Raw genomic sequence first — 19,953 nt, forward strand, 5'->3', positions numbered from 1 at the left:
CACGGGATGGTCTGAACAACCATGCCACAATGTGACTTGAGAGAGCGCATATTCTACTGTGAAATAAGGAAATCGGCTAGATGCCAAATCAGAAAACTACGCCTGAAATATCTAGGACTTTTAAAATATTTTGTTTATTTTCAGGCAAGAAAATTGAATGTAGTCGCACAGGTTAACACATTTTTTTCAAGAAAAATCAAAACCGGTTCAGAATAATTTTCTGCATAAAAATTGTATTATTTTTCAACAACAATCAGGGCAAAATCAAATTCAGGTTTTATTGTCATGACCTGCCAAAGCTCCGATTTAGGCCAGAATGAAATACTTGATTACAAGATTTCATGAAGTCGTATTTTTTGCGGACTGTTTTTAATTCTTTTGATTGACTCTTCACTTTGACCACCAAGATTAGAAAACTGGTTAAAGGTCTTCTGCCGTTCTGCAATACAAGGAACAATTCTCCGCTCATCTCCTCCATTCCAGCACCAAAGGCAAATTACTCCGCCATATGAATGAGTAATTAATAATGAGTGGTATTTTAATCTGACATAATCTTCAGAAAAAAAACCGTACATCTATTCTCATCTTCTAAAAGAATAAAAATAAAATTTCTTATTTAATGTTTATCTTCTTAGATCATAATTAGGCGAAATTTACTCATCTAAAAGACCAAAAATCACATCGATAAAATTACCCATCATCTCCAATATTTTGAAATTTCATCACTTATTCATTAGCTCTATTATGCTTAAAAAGCAGAATATAAATAGCAAAATACCACTCGTATTTATGAGAAAATCCACAAGGAATTATGAGGCCTATATAAAAAAATAATGAAGAAATGATTAATAATAAAATTTTGTTACCTTTTTATTTAATCCGTATTCTCAGGTTTTATTTAACTCGAAAAATTTAAAATAAATATTTGTAATTTCTGAAAAAATATCTAAAATTTTCTTTTTTATTCAACTAACAAAGCAACATACTCACACGTCTATATCAGCTAAGAATCTTACCAGATAGACACTTCATCAGTAAATTTGATGATTTTATGTTAAGCTCTAGCCGAATTGCTGAGGAAATGTCCAAATTCTGGGCTTGGCAACGGTTTTTTCTTTCTGCTGTAGAGATGAATATAAATTCTATATTCGGACACTAACTTTTTGATGTTCTATAGCTTCACTGCTCTGTCTATTTTAGAGCCTTAATCTGTCACCAATGATTTAATTTTCAAAAACAAAAGGTGACCCGCTTAAGGAGTATGTATGTTTCAATTCACTAGTACAGCAACTGTACTATTGATGGTGCTTTTCTATGGCATCACCTTTTTACTATCGTTACGTATTAAACAGAAAAATGAAAATGTTGATGGATACATGGTCTCAAATGGCTCCATCGGATTTGGAATGTCTGCGGCCAGTATGACCGCCACCTGGATCTGGGCTGCCTCGTTTTATGCAGCAGCTTCCTCCGGATATACATACGGCGTTTCCGGTGCCCTCCACTATGGTTTGTGGGGTGCGCTGATGATTTTATTTATCTATCCTTTTGGCAAGCGCTTTCGTGAACTGGCGCCTAATGCACACACTCTGGCAGAAATCATGCATGCCCGGCATGGCAACCAGAGCCAGATGATTCTGGCGGGTTCCAATATTGTGGGTAGTGTGATCAGCCTGATGGTGAACTTTACTGCCGCGGGGGCACTGGTTGAGATTTTATCTCCCTTAAGCTTTATCCATGGCGTGCTGATTACGGGTATCGGTGTACTGTCCTATACCCTCTGGTCGGGCTTCCGTTCCTCAGTCTTTACCGATTTTGGTCAACTGGTGGCGATGATTGTCGCGGCTGTGATCATTATTCCAACCTTGTTCTTTACCTTAGGCGGACCTTCCCTGTTTCAAAGCGGGATTCATCACCTGCAGCCGGAACAGCTGGATTTTTTCTCTAAAACAGCCTTTCTGGAACAAGGTGCACCATTTTTTGTTGCCGTATTGGCCTACGCGATTGGTAATCAGACCATTGCCCAGCGCCTGTTTGCAGTCCGTGAAGACCTGATCAAACCGAGTTTTATCACTGCAACCATTGGTTATGCTGCAATTGTTATTGGTCTAGGCATGCTGGGGTTATTGGCACTATTTGCAGGTATTCAGCCCATTGATGGCAACCTGAATAACCTGATTCCGCAAATGGCAGCGACTTATCTTTCTCCATTTATGGTCGCGCTGTTATTCATCATGGTGATTGGAGCATTGTCTTCTACCGCTGACTCGGATCTGTCTGCCCTGTCTGCGATTGTCATGACGGACATTTATGGCAAACAGATTGCGAAAAACCGTCCTGATCCAAAGAAAATGCTGTTTATTGGCCGTATGACCATGATCGTTGCCACCATGCTGGGGATTGTGATTGCCACCTTGAAGTTTGACATTTTGTCGATGCTGATTTTTGTGGGTGCGCTTTGGGGCTCTATTGTATTCCCGGTGATTGTCAGCCTGTACTGGGACAAGGTGAATGCCCGGGCCTTTAACTGGTCAGTGGGCCTCGCATTTTTCAGCTTTCTGATAGTACGTTTTGAATGGCTTCCGATTCAGGGATTGATCGCACTTGGCTTTGAACTCGTTGCGACCCTGGGGATTGGTGTGGTGCTGGGTTTGATGACCTTTGGTTTCTTCGGCAAGAAAGTGGGTCTGGTCGTTGGCATATTGGCCAGTATTGGCTTCATGCCATGGACCATCGGCTTCTTGCGTGAATACGGCACCTTGTTAAGCTCACTGACAGCGTATGGCAGTAGTGCGCTGGTATGTACTGTGTTGACGCTATTCTACAGCAAAGAAAAATTTGATTTTAAGCAAATCAACAAGATGGTGATTGAATTTCACCAGCTATCTGAGAAAAGTAAATAAGGAGATTTCAGATGACAAGTCAATTATTGACCCTATATGTACTTTTTTGGCCATTGGTGGCAAGCCTGGTCTTGTTCACGATTTGCCTGAATGTCTATAAAGACACACAACAGGCCAAGAAAAATGGTGAAGAGCTAATTTGATTCTTCATCCTAAACAAAAAGCAGGCCATTGAGCCTGCTTTTTATTGTTCATTTGATGATTTCGATTTTTAATTCTCAGTCTTTTCCAGCTGACTAAAATAACAATAGGCAGCATGACAATTCATGTCGCACTGCCCTAGTGCAGGAGCTAGTTTTTTGGCATGATGCAAATAGTGGATCACTGAATAATGATAAATGACTCAAATGCGTTGGTTAGAACTGCTTTCGACAGTTCGGATTGGTAGTAAAAAGCAGAGCACTGAACTGGCACGCAGCCCGTTTCATAAAGATTATGACCGTATTATTTTTTCGCAAAGCTTCCGGCAATTAAACCGCAAAACCCAAGTCCATCCACTGACCCAGCATGATGGTATTCATACCCGTTTGACCCATTCGCTAGAAGTCTCCTGTATTGGCCGTTCACTCGGTATGCTGGCTGCAGAGAAAATCAAAGATAATTTACCTGCCTGGATTTCTCCGGCTGATGTCGGTGCCATCATTCAGGCTGCCTGTCTGGCACATGATATTGGCAACCCGCCTTTTGGTCATGCCGGTGAATACGCCATTCGGGAATGGTTTGACGATGCTTCTCATACCGACTTTTTAAAAGATTTAAGTCCTGAACAGGAAGCCGATGTCCGCCAGTTTGAAGGCAATGCCCAAGGCCTGCGCCTGCTGACCAAGATCGATTATCATCCTTATGATGGCGGCATGCGCCTGACCTATGCCACACTCGGTGCCTATCTTAAATACCCGTGGCTCTCTGAGGCCATTGACCCGACTGGTAACACCCCGGCCAGTCGACGTCCAAAATTTGGTTGTTACCAGTCTGAAAAAGAGATTTTGCAGGAAATTGCTGAACAGTTGGGTTTGATTCAGCTCGGTGAATATCATTATTGTCGTCATCCGCTGACCTATCTTTTAGAAGCTGCGGATGATATCTGCTATGCCCTGATTGATCTGGAAGATGGTATCAGCCTGAATATGCTCAGCTACGCGGAAGTTGAACCAGTCTTTCTGAACTTGCTGGGTGAATATGGCGCGCCTGAAGAAATCAATATGCCTTATACCACCTGGCAACAAAAAATTGCCGCGCTGCGTGGGCGGGTCATGAAACGTCTGGTAGATGAAGTCACCACGGCCTTTGCCCGACATCAGCAGAAAATTTTGATGGGCCAATTGCAAGGCTCATTGCTGGGTTATTGTAGTGCCGACATTGAAATTGGCATTAACCGGGCCAAAGAACTGGCGCGAGACAAGATCTTCGAACATCCGCAAAAAGCCGGTCTGGAAATTATCGCGCATCAAAGTTTACAAACGATTCTGGATGCCTTTATTCCACTCACCACACCGCACAAAACCTTAAGCTTTAAGGAACAGCGTTTAATGGCTATTTTAAAACGTTCGGGTGCGCAGTTTAGTGCTGATCATTATGACAACATTATGCAGGTACTAGATATTGTCTCCAAGTTCTCCGATCATCAGGCTTATAATCTGGCGCAGGAACTGCATGGCAATAAAGCCGGGTTACTCTAATGCGAACGAGCGCCTGATGATAATCTCAGCAAAATCACTGCTTTTGAATGATAGAGTTTTGCCTTTATCGAAAATGCTGACTACTATGCCTGTATTAAATTTGAGTATGTATAAAAAATGATTGGATGCCTGATTGGGGAAGTGCTGGCGCTGGAAGCACCGACTGTTTTATTAAATGTGAACGGCGTAGGTTATGAGATTGATACCCCTTTAACCACTTTCTGCCAGTTGCAAAAAGGTCAGAAAATTACTCTGTGGACCCATCTGGCTGTTCGTGAAGATGCCCAGTTACTTTATGGCTTTATCAATGCGCAGGAAAAAACCATTTTCCGTACCTTATTAAAGGTGAACGGCGTTGGTCCGAAAATGGCGCTTGGTATTCTTTCCACTTTAAGTGTGGAAATGCTGATCCATACCGTTGAACATGAAGATATCAACACTCTGGTCAAAGTTCCGGGAGTTGGTAAAAAGACTGCAGAACGTCTGATGATTGAATTGCGTGACCGCTTTAAAGCCATGGCTTCAGGTGCTGTGCCAAGCAATTCAACTGCACCAAAAATTCAGTTTATGGGCAATTCAGCTGTGGCTGAAGCGGAAGCTGCATTACAGTCGTTGGGTTATAAACCTGTTGAAGCACAAAAACTGGTGAATGCTGCCAAAGGTGAATTTACTGAAGCCAGCGATATTATCCGCGCGGCATTAAAGTCGATGAACAAATAGAGATGATATCCAAGTTACAGGATAAAGTCTGATACGCGTAAAAGTCATTCGCAACTGTTTGAGGCAGGAGACATTTATAGTTAAATATTTCTGCGATATATTCGATAAGAATCAATATTCGACGAGTTTTGCGAATGACGGTGGTTTTGCTTACTTTTTGCCGAAACAAAAGTAAGGCGAACCGCAGGTTAATACTCAGATATAAATCTGATTGGAAAGACTCTGCAAAAATTCAATTCCTCGCCTAGGCGAAAATCTTAGGATTCAGATCCATATTTGAGGCCGTGTCAAAATTACCAGCTCAAAGGATCACTAAAACATTGGTATATAAACGTTATGCAAGACCGTCTCATCAGTGGTTCTGAAAAACCCGAAGATCATTTCGATCGCGCCATCCGCCCGACTTCCCTCGATGACTATATCGGTCAGCCGGTGGTTCGCGAGCAAATGGAAATTTTCATTGGTGCAGCCCGTGGCCGTGAAGAAGCCCTCGATCACACCCTGATTTTTGGCCCGCCAGGTCTGGGTAAAACGACATTGGCCAATATTATTGCCCGAGAAATGGGTGGCAATCTTAAGTCAACTTCTGGCCCGGTACTGGAACGTGCCGGCGACTTAGCCGCGATGCTAACGAATCTGGAAGAAGGCGATGTGCTGTTTATTGACGAGATTCACCGTCTTTCACCCGTGATTGAAGAAATTCTGTATCCGGCGATGGAAGATTATCAACTCGATATCATGATTGGTGAAGGCCCTGCAGCCCGTTCGATTAAACTGGATTTACCGCCATTTACCTTGGTAGCTGCAACTACACGAGCTGGTCTACTCACCTCTCCGCTGCGTGACCGTTTCGGAATCGTGCAACGTTTAGAGTTTTATTCGGTTGAAGATTTAACCCACATTGTCAAACGTTCAGCCAATTTGATGGATGTACCTATGACGGGAGATGGCGCAAAAGAAATTGCCCGTCGCTCACGAGGTACACCACGTATTGCTAACCGTTTATTGCGTCGTGTGCGTGACTATGCTCAGGTCAAAGGAACGGGGGAAATTAATCAGGATATGGCCCAACGTGCTTTGGATATGCTCAAAGTCGATAAAGATGGTTTAGACACACTCGACCGTCGTTATTTATCTATGCTTCTTGAGCGTTTTGATGGTGGTCCTGCCGGTGTTGAAGCACTCGCAGCAGCCATGGCGGAAGATTCAGGCACGTTGGAAGATGTCATTGAGCCATATCTGATTCAGCAAGGTTATGTGATGCGTACTGCACGTGGTCGTATTGCGACTAATATGGCGTATTTGCAGTTTGGGATGACCCCACCTGAGCCGAAAGAGAAGTAATTCATAAGGGAGATTTATTCTCCCTTTTTAACTCTTTCCCATTCTTTTTTTAATAGTTTTTGAATGTTTTGTACAAGAGTTTTAGAAATAAGTATTTTGCTTAATTCATCCAACTCATTATCGATAATATCTTTATTAAAGCACTTAGTAACTAGAGAGTCGATTTTTCTCATATCTGATAATATGATTTCCGATGATTCCTCCAAAGGATTTAAATATAAGGTAACTTTATGAGTAAGTTTTCTAAATTCCACTAAATAATCTATTAATGCCTCCTTACTTTGAACAGAGAAATCATTTGCTATTACTATATTCATTTTTGTTCTTACAATTAAAATTTCACTAAATAGCTCTCTAATATTATTTATCCAATCCTGTCGATGTGTAGACTTAATCTGCATTAATTGCAAGTCTTTCTGACTTTGATAAAGTTCTCTATTAGAATTCAGTGTTTGCTCTACTGACTTTCCTATTTGCTCTAATGTTAAATTAAAGCCTTGTTTAGTTAACTCAAAACTCTTACGTCCATCCCAATAAGCAAGCCACGTTGCCAATGCACCGAAAATCAGAGCAATCACTACTGAAAGTGCAAAAGAGGAAATGGCTGTTTTATCTGTCGAAGCATTCAACTCCATGTGTGTTTTAGCAGGTTGTTGCAATACGATCGTTTGTATATTTGGTTGTTGTGGCACTGTCCACGGAAGCTGAATCATCACTTCATTATTATTCTGCTCTGCCACACCCACCCCTTTTAACTTAAATGAATTTTTATTATCAACATTCTAAACATTTTCAAAGTATCACAAAAGAAAAAGCCAACTGACCATGCCTGAATCAGTTGGCAAAAGCACAAAATAAAAAACTAAATAAAAAAAATTACTTCTCTTCTTTCTTAAACTCCTTAAAATCCGCTTTACGAATCATGGCATGAATACCTTTGGTTCGATCGACCACTTGTGACACTTCAAAGTCAGTCGCAGCACTTAAGTAGGCATAGTGCAAAATACTGGATAAAACGACCACCCATTCCTGTTCCTGCCATACCAGTCAATCCTGTTCGTGCTATACCACTTTAATTATAATAAAAGGGAGAATGGTATAGACCAAAGCTCCCTTAACTGAATAAAGTTGCCCTTATTGAGAGTAGATTTTTTCCCGATAAGATCGACCAGAAATTTCTAACTCGTATGAACGATGTAAAATGCGATCCATAACTGCATCCGCAATCGTTGGATCTTGGAATTGTTCGAACCATAATCTTTTCGGAACTTGGCTGGTAATGAGCAAGCCACCATTTTGTGATTGCTTATCAATGATTTCCAAAAATGATGGAGCTAAAGACTGATTAAAACCACCTAATCCAAAATCATCAATAATAAGTAATTTCACAGAACATACCTTTTTCTTAAAATCTTTGATTTCACCTAATGTGATTGCACTGCTAATTTCATCGAATAGGCTTATTGCATTAAAATACATAGCACTATAGCTGAGATGACAAGCTTCTGCACCCAAAGCACAGGCTAACCATGATTTACCTACACCTGTCGCCCCAGAGATAATTAACCCTCTGCAATCACTGATCCACTCACAATTTGCATAACGAGAAATATCAGCCTTTTTTATCTTCCGTTCAGGGGCATAGTCAATATGCTCTAATCGTGCAGTTGGGTAACGAAACTTTGCAATCGAAAAAAGTCTTTCGATCCTTCTATTTGTCCGATCATTTAATTCTGCGTCTAGGCAAAAATCTAAAAAATCTTCAACGCTTTTACCTTGAGCAAGCATTTGATCTAAAGAAACCTCTGCTGTACGCAAGAAGCCTTTGAGTTTAAGCTGCTCTAATTTATCTTTCACAGATTGTTTAAGCATGAGCAACTCCAGAATTTTGTAAATAGTAATCAGCACCGCGGATATTATGGTGGGATGTTGGAATATGACTTAATGCATCTGACAAAGGTTGTTGCTGGATTTGATAAGCACTGTTTGCAATGATGCGTTGTAGTCGATCCACAGCATAAATTTGTCGTTGTGATGCAAAATCACAAGCCTCTTCAAGACAATGGGACTTTTGATTGTCAACTACCCATTTTCTCAACTTGTTCAATGATTTAATATTTCTAGAAAGATCACGTTTTTGATTTAAAATATGGCATACATACTGTGAAGTATTTGGGCCAGCCCGATTTGCCCAATAAATAATTTCATCTTTTGATAAACCTTTTTGAGTAAGGTGTGTAGGTGACATATGTTCATCAAGACATATATCTTGGCGAATACCGTAATTAATTGCATGTTCCGCAATTTTTTCACGCTCATAAAAGATATGTAGTGTTGATTGAGTAACTTTGAGATCGACATGCAAATGTATATGGGTATAAGGAACTGAATATTGATTCCCATCATATTCAACTCGATAGAATTCACTCACCCGCACATGTCTTTTCCATGAACAGAGTTCATAAGGATAAAGTGGTAATGGTGATATATCCTTGCTATCCAGCGACAAAAACTGTTCGTAGCGACTGATGGTAAAACGTCGAGTTGTTTTTCGATTGATGATATCCATCTTTTGCTGAATGGCTTGGTTTAATTCTTCAATAGAAAAGAATTTTTGATTTCGTAATGAAGCAAGTACTGCACGTTGCACAATCTGAACACTGACTTCAGCTAGACCCTTATCTTTTGGATGACGAGGACGAGTTGGAATAATTGCAAAATCATAATGTGCAGCAAAGTCTTCAAAATCTTTTTGAAAGATTAAGCCCGTCTTATTATTTTTAATGACTGCTGATTTGAGATTGTCTGTGATTACGGTTGCAGGAACACCACCGATATGATCAAAAGTTTTGATAAAACATTCAAGCCAATGCTCCACCCTTTGACTTGGCACAGCATAAGCAAATGTATAAGCAGAAGCCCCTAGAACCCCTACAAATACTTGAGCATAGCTCTTTGACCCATCTACAGGTGAAGTAATTTCCATTGTTCTACCACAGAAATCAACAAGTAAAGCCTCACCACTCTTAAAAGTTTGGCGCATTGACGCATGTTTTTTATTGCGAAAATGATTTAATACATGGCAAAAACGAGAATATGAAAGACCTTCTTTATATTGAGCAATATATTCTTGCCAAAGGAGTTCCAGAGTCATATCCCGCTTTTTGAGCTCTTGATTGATATATTCAAAATCAGGATAGATTTTTCGTGTTGGGTAAGTTGGAGTGCGTGAAATCTCAAAATAATCCAACAACTCCAGATTAGTAAATAAATTAAGCTCACTATTATCAATCGGAAAAAGTGTTAATTTATCAAAAATCGTTTTTACAGAACTGCGGTTAGTCCGAGCCTGTATCGCTGTTGACCTTTGGCTATACCCAAGATTAAGTAGTCGAACAATTTGCCTAATTTTATCTGTTTCAATACGCATAGGAATGGACCTCTTTGGTTTAAAAGAGGCAGAAAGCACTGCGTGAACATTGATAAATCAATCGATGTTCAATACAATGAAGTTGTCTTGACGGCAAAATTAAGACAACTTTAGAGACTCATGTACCCGCATGAGTCTCTATTATTTCTGCCGTATTTAGTTATCTTTCATCTGTTGTACATCGCTAGGAATTTGCAAAAATTGCTTTAAAATAAAGTTAATTTGAGCATTCATGGATCTTTGTTGAGCAATAGATTCTTCCTGTAATTGCTTTCTTAAATGAGCAGGAATACGAATTTTAAGCTGAGCAAGTTCATGAGTATTGGGGTTCATAGAAACCTCTTTGGACCACATTGGTTTAAATATTTTAAACCAATGTGGTTTATATATCAATATATAAGGTCCATGTTCTATGAGTCTATTAACTGATTCTCAAGTAAAACTCAGAATACCCACTGAATTAAAACAAAGAATTGAAGCTGAAGCACAAGATGCAAAACGTTCAATGAATGCAGAAATTGTGTCACGTCTTGAAAATAGTTTTAATTTTAAAAAGTTAGATGCAGAGAATGGGAATACTATATTAAGTCCTTACCAACTTTTAGATCGTAAAAAAGAATTATCAGATAGATTAGTTCATGCTATTCAATGGGCGAATTTCAATAACTTTCGAGAGTTAAAATATTCACATATTGCAGAACAGCTTGGGTATGAAACAGCAGAAATCTTTTTGGATTGGGTACAAGGTAAACATGAACCTACATTTGTTGAACTCAGAAAAATCGCTGAATTCTTAGGGGTAGAGCAAGATTGGCTGGTGCATGGTGATGGCTATCCAACACCACATTCTTCCTTCGATGCTTCAGGTTCACCTGAGCGAGATATTCTAGAGCTATTTCAAACAGAAGGCATCTCTGATCATGAAATTTTTATGAGCAAAGTTAAAAAGATTCACTTTGTAAGGAATATCTCCCCTGAGGGTGAGTTAGTGATTGTTCGAGAATATAAGAATGAGAAAGTAAATGTATTGGAAACTCGAGCTCATATTTCTACAGTAATTGGTGATGGTGGGCGAAGAATGCTGCAAAATTTTGCGAGTTTATGGGCTCACCTTTATGATAGTCCTCACCGTAATTCAGTACATAGTTATTTAATGAAGAAAGAAAAATTTAATGAGCTTCGTAAACTATACACACACCCTTTAGCTCTCCTACACCATACTCAACCATCTTATTGGTGGGAGGAAATTTGGAGAAAGCAGCCAAGTGCTCACACTGCACAACTATATGAAGGCCAATGGTCTGATTGGTTATCTACTGTTCATGTTGCAAGTGAAGGAATTAAAGATACGAATTCATAATCTTGATAGGTAAAAGTAATAAATTTAAATACTTTTCAGATTTTTCTTAAGAAATAGTACCGTATAACAGCCAAATTAACTAAACACTAAAAAGAAGTTAGCGGTATATTTTTAAATATCAAATACTTAATACCAGTAGTTATTTAATTAAAACAACGTTATTGGTGATAAATTTATTTGTCTATTAACTGGTTCTGTTTACAAAACTTGCTAAATTAGAAAATCTCCCTCCCATCCAAATTTAGCTTATATCTTGGGTGTGAGGTCTACCTATGGAAATGTCTGATTCTGCTTGATCATTACAATTGGAATTAAACCAAATGGAAATATTTCCACGGTTGATGGAGGCTTGACTGTATGAGGATGAATTAGTGGTTTTGTAGCTGTTTGGGGAGTGTGATTCATGCCTTAGTAAGGAGCAGCAACAAAGCTATGTAATGGAAATGAAGGAAGTCAAAGAAAAATAACTTTTATTGAGAATGATTATTGACTATATTTTTTTTGTGTTTATTATGTAATTTTTATAGGTATAAAAAATTATGTCTTATAACTCTGAAAAGAAATTAGTTAAATTGTATTGTGGAGATAAGATAAAAATCTACTTTTTATTAATTCTAAATCTAGTTTTTATTAATAATTTAGCTATAGCAAATACTACTCAATTGCCAGTTATCAGTGTGAAAGCTACTCAAGATAACTTTGGTTGTACGACTTGTTTAAATCAATTTCGAGCTTATGATGCTCCAGGTACTAGTATTCCTTGGGTACCTCCAGTTTTTATACTTCCAACAATAAATAGTAACTCTTCTGCTGAAATAAATTGTGATAAAACGAATAATCCAATTACAATAAGTAATGGGCAAAAAACTCAAAAAGAAATTGATTTTACCATGAAAGGTGAAATGCCCTTAGAGTTTATTCGTTTTTATAACTCAAGAAATTCCGGTGCTTCAGATTTTTCGAAAAATGGTAAGTGGAAACATAGTTATGATTATAAATTATTACGAGATGACATTGGTAGTTTTTATAGACAAAACCCTGAAGGTATTATTGAGCTAGTCAGAGATCATAATAATAAAAACACTGCTGTTTTAGCTAATTTTGATGCAAAACTTGTTGAGGATGAAGACTTTAAGAATATTTTTAATATTAATTATACGCTAACATACAATGACGGAAGTGTCGAGGTATATCATGGGGGGACAGGAGAAATTTTAAAAAAAATTAACTCTCATGGCGTGGGGTGGACTTTTAAATATAATTTATCTAGAAATAGTGACTTTATTTATGTTCTTGATACTTTGAATGTAATACATACAAGTGGCAAAAAAATAACTTTAAAGTGGTCGGGGGATAAAATAATTAGTGCAACAGATGCTAATAATAATGTATATAATTATTCTTATAATGGTGATAGGTTGGAGAAGGTTCATTATCCAGCTAATAATAGTGTAAAAACTTATCATTATGGAGAGAATGGGGCTGAAAGCCAAGTCTTAACTGGAATATCAGTTGATGGTAAAAGATACAATACATACTATTATAACGGTAATCAAGCAATACAAAGTGGTAGAAGCGATGGAACACAAACGGATAAATTAACTTTTGGTGGTAACTATACAATAGTTACTAATGCCCTAGGGGCTATTTCAAAGTATATTTATACTGATAATAATAAAAATAAACTTGCTAAGATTGAACGTAGTGGCGTAAGCAATTGCCCTAATAGCAGTGTATCAACTACTTATGATAGTAATGGTTATATTAGTTCTAGTACAGATTGGAATGGTAATACAACAGAATATACAAGGGACGCTACTGGTAAAGTTACACAGCAAATTACAGGTATAAAAGGTACAGATCGTAGTCGAATCACGACTATTAAATATCAATGGGCACCAGCTTCTAATCTTTTAAGTAAAATAGAACGCTACGGTAGTTACAATAGTATAAATAATCAGCCGATTGATGAAGTCGTTTATGAATACTATCCTGTGACACATCTTGCTAAATATAGAATTAAAAGCGTTAAGCAATGTAGTAAGCAGAATACAACCATTTGTAGCATTACAGGTTATGGTTATACCTTCCATAGTAATGGTATGCTCAAAGATGTAGCAATCAATAACAATGGAAAAACAACAACATATAATTATGATGCAGTTGGAGACTTGACCCAAACAAGAAATGCTCTGGGACACATCACCAGTTATAGTAACTATAATGGACTAGGGCAAGCCGGTAAAATCACGGATGCTAATGGTTTAGTTACTGAGTTTACTTATGATGCTCGTGGGCGTATCACAATTGAAAAAGAAATCTTAGCCAGCAATCAGGTTCGTACAACGACTTATCAATATGGTGCTTTTGGGGTTACCCAGATTGAACGTAATGGTATGAGGGAAACCATTAATTATAATGATAATGGTACCATTGCGAGTATTACCCATGGTGTCGGAAATAGTATCACTAGCGGACAGTATTTTACTTATTCTAAATTGGGTAAGCTGTTAACTATCGAATATAGAGAGGGTAATAATGTTAGATACTCTCAAGCGAATGAACATAATCAACTTGGTTGGACAACAGCAGATAAAGGAAATAATAGTCAAAATATTCGTTATAATTACGATGCTAATGGCAATCTGATTAAAAAAACGGACTCGCTAAATAAAGCCACAACCTATCAATATGATGTATTCAATCAACTCAATACACAAGTTAATCCAGATGGAAATACAATAGAATATCGTTACGGAGGGGCTAATGAGTTAAGGTTTGTTAAAGATGCTCGTGGCACAACGACAGCATATAGTTACGATGGCTTTGGTAATCTAATAATGCAAAGTAGCCAAGATACGGGAGTGTCATCCTATGAATATGATCAAAATAGTAATTTGATTAAACTGACACGTGCAAACAACGTTGTGACGACATATACGTATGATGCACTTAATCGACGAACCAAGGCACAAACAGGTAATGAAATCCAAACATGGACTTATGATAATTGTACAAACGGTAAAGGTCGCCTCTGTGCTATTTCAGATGGTATTACTTCTAAAAGCTATAGTTATACAAAAGATGGGCAATTAAGTGTACAAATAACCAAAACTGATGGTGTCAGTTATCCAGTTTATTGGACCTATGATGAATATGGTCGATTAATCGGTGAAAGTCGAGCCAGTGATGGTTTTAAGGTGAGTTATCATTATGATGCTTTGAGCCGAGTTAATTCAGTAAAGGTAAAAATACAAGGTATAGACCAGACTGTAGTAAGTAATATTCAATATGAACCCTATGGTGAAATTAAAAACTGGACGTATGGCAATGGCTTAATTAAAACCAATACTTTTGATCGAGATTATCGCCTGACAGCCATCAAGACTCCAACTATTCAAGATTTAGTATATAACTACAACAATAATAATTGGTTAAGTAAAATTACCAATAGCCAAGAAAGCAATAAAACCACAACCTATAGTTATGATGTTTTAGGACAATTGACCAAGTCAGCCTCTCCCCTTTATAGCGAAAGTTGGACTTTCGATGGAAATGGTAATCGTCTCACACGTACCGGCAATACCAATCTAATTACTAATTACCAAACAAGTACAGCGAATCGCCTAGCAAGTACGTCTACAACTGAAGCTAAACAATTCACTTATAGTAGTCTTGGTAATTTGACCAAGAAAACAGGACATGGTGGTACAGTCGATTACACCTATGATGGCTTTAACCGTTTAAAAACAGTTAAATCTGGTAGTGTAACAAATACTTATGATTATGATGTCTTTAATTTGCGTAGTCGTAAGATGAGTAGTGCGGGTAGTATTAATTATGTCTACGCGCCTGACGGACGACTATTAGCTGAATCTGGATTATCAGCGACACAAACAGGTGGTTTAGGTAGCGTATATATCTGGTTGGGTGGACAAGTAATTGGTGTGGTACGGGGTAACAAAGTAAATTTTGTTCATAGTGACCATTTGGGGCGACCAGAAGTCCTAACCAATGTCAGTAAAGCGGTAGTTTGGAAAGCACAGACGAGCAGTTATGATAGTTCAATGGTTCAAAGTAGTATTGGACAATTTAACATCGGTTTTCCTGGACAGTATTATGATACTGAAAGTGGGCTTTGGTATAATTGGAATCGTTACTATGATCCAAGTATAGGCCGTTATACGCAAAGTGATCCGATAGGACTGGCTGGTGGATTAAATACTTATGCTTATGTAGAAAATGACCCTATCAATTCAACTGATGAAAATGGACTAAATCGTCGAGTAATGAATCCATCTAATGGTTCATCTACTATCAATTTTCAAGCAGCCTCTTTAATCAACCAAATACGACGTTATGATCCATCTTTTAGTTATTCAACGGTTAGTCCTAATTATAGTCCAGCAAGATATAATAGAAATGATATTAATATATTGAATCAACAACTTAGGGAATTAACTTCAAGAACGACTTGCTTACCTGATAGTGCGTGGGCAGGAAAAGCTCCTCATCAGGTAGAACCAGGTATCAGATATAGAGAGCAGAATAGATATAATTCACGCACAGGAAACATGGAAAGGTCAGAAGTATTTTATGATCAATATGGTAGACAAATGCGAAGAATCGATTATACAAATCATGGGTATGGTAATAGAAATGATCCAAAAAATTACCATAGCACCCCACATACTCATTTATATGAATATGGTCCAGGGACAGTTGGCGGTAGAAACATTATGATAAATCATGATTGAGTTTTTAAATATATAAATATTGGAGAGTACGATGAGCTTGGAAATATTGAATAAAGAATTTAATAATTATGATGAGGTTTTTAATTTATCATTTAAGTATGACTTTATTAACCAGTGTTATAATTTGGAAATTATTTTGGCCGATAATTTGAGGGACTTTATTGAATCAAAGTTTTTAAAGGTATTGTTTTTTAATGTAAGTGACTTAAATATATCTAAATTAAATGGAATTTATAATCAATTTTTTAAGATGCTAATTGTAAATAATGACGAAGGTTTAGAGAATGTGTTTTATGAATTAATCCAAACTGAAGAAGATAATATTTATTGTAAATTTAGGGATTATTCATTTGAGTTATTAAGTTATATTGAATGAGTGAGGTAATAAGCTGAAAATTTAGAATGGTGCCGTAGCTTTATAGATCAATATCATGATGTGGACTCTAAATTTTGGTATATGAGAGGGCCTCACATAAATAACAGAAATTAAAAGCATAGGTTAAGCAGCCATTAAAGTTGGTCTTTTCTTGGTTTGCTTCAGATGGTCTTTCCTAGTGTAATGCCACAACCAATTTTTTCCATAATATTTTACTTGCTCCAATGTATTGAACAAATGTTTGCTCACCTAACGGCTTTGTCCAAAAAATCCATTAAAGTGGTATAGCACGAACAGGATTGACTGGTATGGCAGGAACAGGAATGGGTGGTACTTTTATGCAAGAATATGCAGGCATAGGCAATTTCTTCAGAAATGCCATATTCATTGACCAGAAAACGGATCGCTTCACGGGTGGATTTACGCATGGCTTCATCTAAGTCTTCATCCAGACCCGGCGTGATCCAGAATTCAGCATTTTCAGCCAGCGGCTGTTTAATCTCTGCACCCGGAATTTTATCTTTTCCAGATTTAAGCAAAGTGAATTTTAAAGTCGCACGTGCCGAACCTTCCAAGGCAGTTAAAGCCACCTCACCATCACCTTGTACAAAGTGACTATCGCCTGTATAGAATAAAGCACCTGGCACCTGTACAGGATAATAGGCCGTAGCCCCTGCTCCTAATTCATTGATGTCGATATTCCCGCCATAAAATGATGGTGGCACAGAGTGCACAGGCTCACTGGTATTTGGTGCAACGCCCATCGTGCCCATAAACGGATTCAGCGGGAAACGAATCGCTTTACCAGATTCAGTTTTTAAAACGCCTTCCCATACACCATCCGCATTTTTCTCAATTGGGGTAAAAATGGACACGTTGCCATAAGCCTCAGGATTGGCTGGAGATGCATGCTCATGTTTCTGACGTTTCGGGAATTCGGGTAAGGTGCCTTTGCCATGACGGTTTGAAATCACACCATAAGGCACACGCGGTTCAACTTTTAAAATCTCCACCTTTAGAATATCGCCCGGCATTGCCCCTTCTACATAGACAGGCCCGGTAATAATGTGTGGTCCATCTTTATGGAAATCATGTTTCAATTTGGAATTCGTGATCAGCTTGGCTTCATCCAATACATGCTCAGGCTTGACGCCTTTTGATGTGAAATATTTCTCTGCATTGCGGCCTTGATCTTCCAGCAGCCCTTCATGCGAAACTGTATCGAAAGTAACTGTGCTACCTGAAGGGACAGTTAAAACAGGTTTTGCATCTTTATTTGGCAGATAACCCCAAGTAATCGTATTTAAGGTACTCGGCACATAATAATGACCTTTATATTCACCACTTTTGAGTAATGTCGGTTTATTTTCCAGCTGTTTCAGTATCTTAAAGTCTTCAGCCCATATGCTTGTTGAAATAAAACTTAAGCTTGAAGCCACTGCCAGAGATAAAGCCAAAGGTTTTAACATGTGTTCAATTTCCATCATAAAAAATATTACGGAAGAGTGAATGCAATCTAAGTGCCAAAATTATTTTAAAAGGTTTAAAAAATCTTCACTTTATTCAGGCTATAGATATAAATGGAAGCGTTTTTTCTTTTCCCCGATTCTTTTTCATGTGGTAATTTTTATAATTTTCATACCTTATAAATATAAAAAATCAATTTAGATACATATTTTTACAACGTAAAAGAACAAATAAAGCTCTTTGAGAACAGATATTAACACCCAGAATACCTTTAAAGTATCAAAAAATACTTAGAGAGTTTTGGTCGAACTTAGATCAATATGCCATCCTAAAGAATCACTTTAACCATTTCAAATTCTTAAGGTTCTCCCGAAGTATGAATATGTATAAGCAGATATCCCTTTGTCTCTCTCTTCTTTTCTGCAGCCAATTCAGCTTGGCCGACTGGATTGATGACTCTGTACACGCTGCTGAAGCACACACCATCAAACTACGCCAGCATATCCACCAGCACCCAGAACTGGGCAATATGGAATTTAAAACCTCGGAGCTGATCCAAAAAGAATTAAAATCCTACGGCATTGAAGTACGTAAAGGCTATGCCAAAACCGGTGTAATCGGCGTATTAAAAGGTGCAAAACCCGGCCCCGTGATGGCCTTACGCGCAGATATGGATGCCTTGCCAATTAAAGAAACTGCAACGGTGCCTTTCGCCAGCAAGCAAAAAGCCATTTATCAAGGTAAAGAATCTTATGTGATGCATGCCTGTGGACATGATGCACATACCGCCATGTTATTGGGTGCAGCCAAAGTGCTGGCCGCCAATAAAGATAAAATTGCGGGGACAGTGGTGTTTGTATTCCAGCCGGCCGAAGAAGGCGGTGCAGATATTGATAACTTCACTCATGGCGATCAGATTGGCTCACGTAAAATGATTGCCGACGGTGCATTAAAAAATCCAAAACCTGAAGTGATTTTCGGGATGCATGTCATGGCAGGCATGCCAAGTGGCAATATCTTCTACAAAGATGGTGCGATTTTGAATAGTGCCGATCATCTACGTATTCAGGTGAATGGCAGTCAGGTGCATGGCTCCATGCCTTGGGCAGGTAAAGACCCGATTTATGCCTCTGCCCAGATGGTCACCAATTTACAAAGTCTGATCAGCCGTAAAGCCGATTTGACTAAAGGAATGGGCGTGGTCAGTATTGGCAGCATTCAGGGCGGCACCACCGGTAACGTCATTCCAGATCAGGTCAATATGGTCGGGACTATTCGTTCCAATAGTGAAGATGTACGTCAAGGCATTTTAAAAGACTTGCCGAAAATGCTGGAACACAATGCCGCAGCCAATGACGTCAAGGTGAAAGTCGAAATTGCACCTTATGCACCAGTGACCACCAATGATAAAACCTTGACTGAATTGATGCGCCCGACATTAGCGAGCGTGCATGGTGAAGATAAATTGCATGTTTTAGACAACAATGCCAGCGCCAGTGAAGACTTTGCTTACTATGGCCAGCTCATGCCATCGCTCTTCGTGTTTGTTGGTGCCACACCAGCAGATCAGGATCCGGCAAAAGCCGCACCGAACCACAACCCGAATTTCATTGTCGATGATGCGACCTTGAAAACTGGTGTCGAAAGCCATGTCCGTTTTATTCTGGACTATCCAAAAGTGGCCGAGCAGGTTCAGGCCAACTGGAAACAGAAAAATAAAGGCTAATCTTCTATTATAGGACTTACGCATTGACGGATTCAAAAAAGTATTAAAATACTTTATAAAGTATCTGTGATCAGACGAATTAAACATGCTTCTACAGCAACTTGTACATTACCCATTTATATGGGCTTTCTCATGACAGAACCGAACTCTATTAGCTGCACACAACTTGCCGAGACTTATAATATCTCGCA

13 protein-coding genes and 3 pseudogenes are annotated in these 19,953 nt (G+C 38.5%); 10 read left to right on the forward strand and 6 right to left on the reverse strand.

Annotated features, from left to right (window positions below; genetic code table 11):
* Positions 1 to 1,265 precede the first annotated feature (1,265 nt).
* From WFH18_RS07520 to ruvB, 5 genes are all read left to right on the forward strand, one after another.
* Positions 1,266 to 2,903, forward strand: a complete 1,638-nt coding sequence (locus tag WFH18_RS07520) for a sodium:solute symporter family transporter (RefSeq protein ID WP_071850395.1) — start codon at positions 1,266 to 1,268, stop codon at positions 2,901 to 2,903.
* 11 nt (positions 2,904 to 2,914) lie between these two features.
* A complete protein-coding gene (locus WFH18_RS07525; RefSeq protein ID WP_004645659.1) occupies positions 2,915 to 3,046 on the forward strand; it encodes a putative transporter small subunit in 132 nt (43 codons plus the stop codon).
* A 195-nt stretch (positions 3,047 to 3,241) separates the two neighbouring features.
* Positions 3,242 to 4,582, forward strand: coding sequence for a deoxyguanosinetriphosphate triphosphohydrolase (locus WFH18_RS07530; RefSeq protein WP_005252429.1), 1,341 nt, complete (start codon positions 3,242 to 3,244; stop codon positions 4,580 to 4,582).
* A gap of 117 nt (positions 4,583 to 4,699) precedes the next feature.
* Positions 4,700 to 5,302 carry a Holliday junction branch migration protein RuvA gene (gene ruvA, locus WFH18_RS07535; RefSeq protein WP_164542969.1) on the forward strand — a complete coding sequence of 201 codons (603 nt, stop codon included), beginning with the start codon at positions 4,700 to 4,702 and terminating at the stop codon, positions 5,300 to 5,302.
* Positions 5,303 to 5,638: 336 nt separating this feature from the next.
* Complete coding sequence (ruvB, locus tag WFH18_RS07540; protein ID WP_004279105.1) at positions 5,639 to 6,646, forward strand: Holliday junction branch migration DNA helicase RuvB; 1,008 nt, start codon at positions 5,639 to 5,641, stop codon at positions 6,644 to 6,646.
* A 14-nt stretch (positions 6,647 to 6,660) separates the two neighbouring features.
* On the opposite strand, the gene WFH18_RS07545 is transcribed toward ruvB, so the two are convergent.
* From WFH18_RS07545 to WFH18_RS07565, 5 genes and pseudogenes are all read right to left on the reverse strand, one after another.
* On the reverse strand, positions 6,661 to 7,386 hold the full coding sequence (locus tag WFH18_RS07545; RefSeq protein WP_305158333.1) for a hypothetical protein: 726 nt from the start codon (positions 7,384 to 7,386) through the stop codon (positions 6,661 to 6,663).
* 136 nt (positions 7,387 to 7,522) lie between these two features.
* A pseudogene (locus WFH18_RS07550) lies at positions 7,523 to 7,642 on the reverse strand (hypothetical protein); the annotation flags it as partial.
* A gap of 138 nt (positions 7,643 to 7,780) precedes the next feature.
* Positions 7,781 to 8,518: an IS21-like element helper ATPase IstB gene (istB, locus tag WFH18_RS07555; protein WP_103800880.1), complete on the reverse strand. Its 738-nt coding sequence runs from the start codon at positions 8,516 to 8,518 to the stop codon at positions 7,781 to 7,783.
* Positions 8,511 to 10,076: an IS21 family transposase gene (gene istA, locus WFH18_RS07560; RefSeq protein ID WP_103800881.1), complete on the reverse strand. Its 1,566-nt coding sequence runs from the start codon at positions 10,074 to 10,076 to the stop codon at positions 8,511 to 8,513. The genes istB and istA overlap by 8 nt, the downstream gene beginning before the upstream one ends.
* A gap of 156 nt (positions 10,077 to 10,232) precedes the next feature.
* Positions 10,233 to 10,409 (reverse strand): Arc family DNA-binding protein, encoded by a 177-nt coding sequence (locus WFH18_RS07565; protein WP_121980311.1) that lies wholly within the window; start codon positions 10,407 to 10,409, stop codon positions 10,233 to 10,235.
* A gap of 79 nt (positions 10,410 to 10,488) precedes the next feature.
* On the opposite strand from WFH18_RS07565, the gene WFH18_RS07570 reads away from it, so the two are divergent.
* The 3 genes from WFH18_RS07570 (at position 10,489) to WFH18_RS07580 (ending at position 16,569) form a co-directional block, all read left to right on the forward strand.
* Positions 10,489 to 11,436, forward strand: a complete 948-nt coding sequence (locus WFH18_RS07570; RefSeq protein ID WP_103800883.1) for an Arc family DNA-binding protein — start codon at positions 10,489 to 10,491, stop codon at positions 11,434 to 11,436.
* A gap of 539 nt (positions 11,437 to 11,975) precedes the next feature.
* Positions 11,976 to 16,193, forward strand: a complete 4,218-nt coding sequence (locus WFH18_RS07575; protein ID WP_104425929.1) for an RHS repeat-associated core domain-containing protein — start codon at positions 11,976 to 11,978, stop codon at positions 16,191 to 16,193.
* Between the two features lie 31 nt (positions 16,194 to 16,224).
* The gene (locus WFH18_RS07580) at positions 16,225 to 16,569 is read left to right on the forward strand and encodes a hypothetical protein (RefSeq protein ID WP_103801056.1); all 345 of its coding nucleotides are present in this window, start codon (positions 16,225 to 16,227) and stop codon (positions 16,567 to 16,569) included.
* Positions 16,570 to 16,922: 353 nt separating this feature from the next.
* Here the strand turns inward: WFH18_RS07580 and WFH18_RS07585 are convergent.
* Positions 16,923 to 18,038 (reverse strand): annotated as a pseudogene (locus tag WFH18_RS07585) (acetamidase/formamidase family protein); the annotation flags it as partial.
* Positions 18,039 to 18,418: 380 nt separating this feature from the next.
* Here WFH18_RS07585 and WFH18_RS07590 point away from each other — a divergent pair.
* Together WFH18_RS07590 and WFH18_RS07595 are read left to right on the forward strand one after the other, a co-directional pair.
* Positions 18,419 to 19,762, forward strand: coding sequence for an amidohydrolase (locus WFH18_RS07590; protein WP_164543391.1), 1,344 nt, complete (start codon positions 18,419 to 18,421; stop codon positions 19,760 to 19,762).
* Between the two features lie 66 nt (positions 19,763 to 19,828).
* Positions 19,829 to 19,953 (forward strand): annotated as a pseudogene (locus tag WFH18_RS07595) (IS701 family transposase); the annotation flags it as partial.

The sequence above is a fragment of the Acinetobacter sp. USHLN143 genome (assembly GCF_037145695.1).
In the GTDB taxonomy this organism is placed as follows: domain Bacteria; phylum Pseudomonadota; class Gammaproteobacteria; order Pseudomonadales; family Moraxellaceae; genus Acinetobacter; species Acinetobacter fasciculus.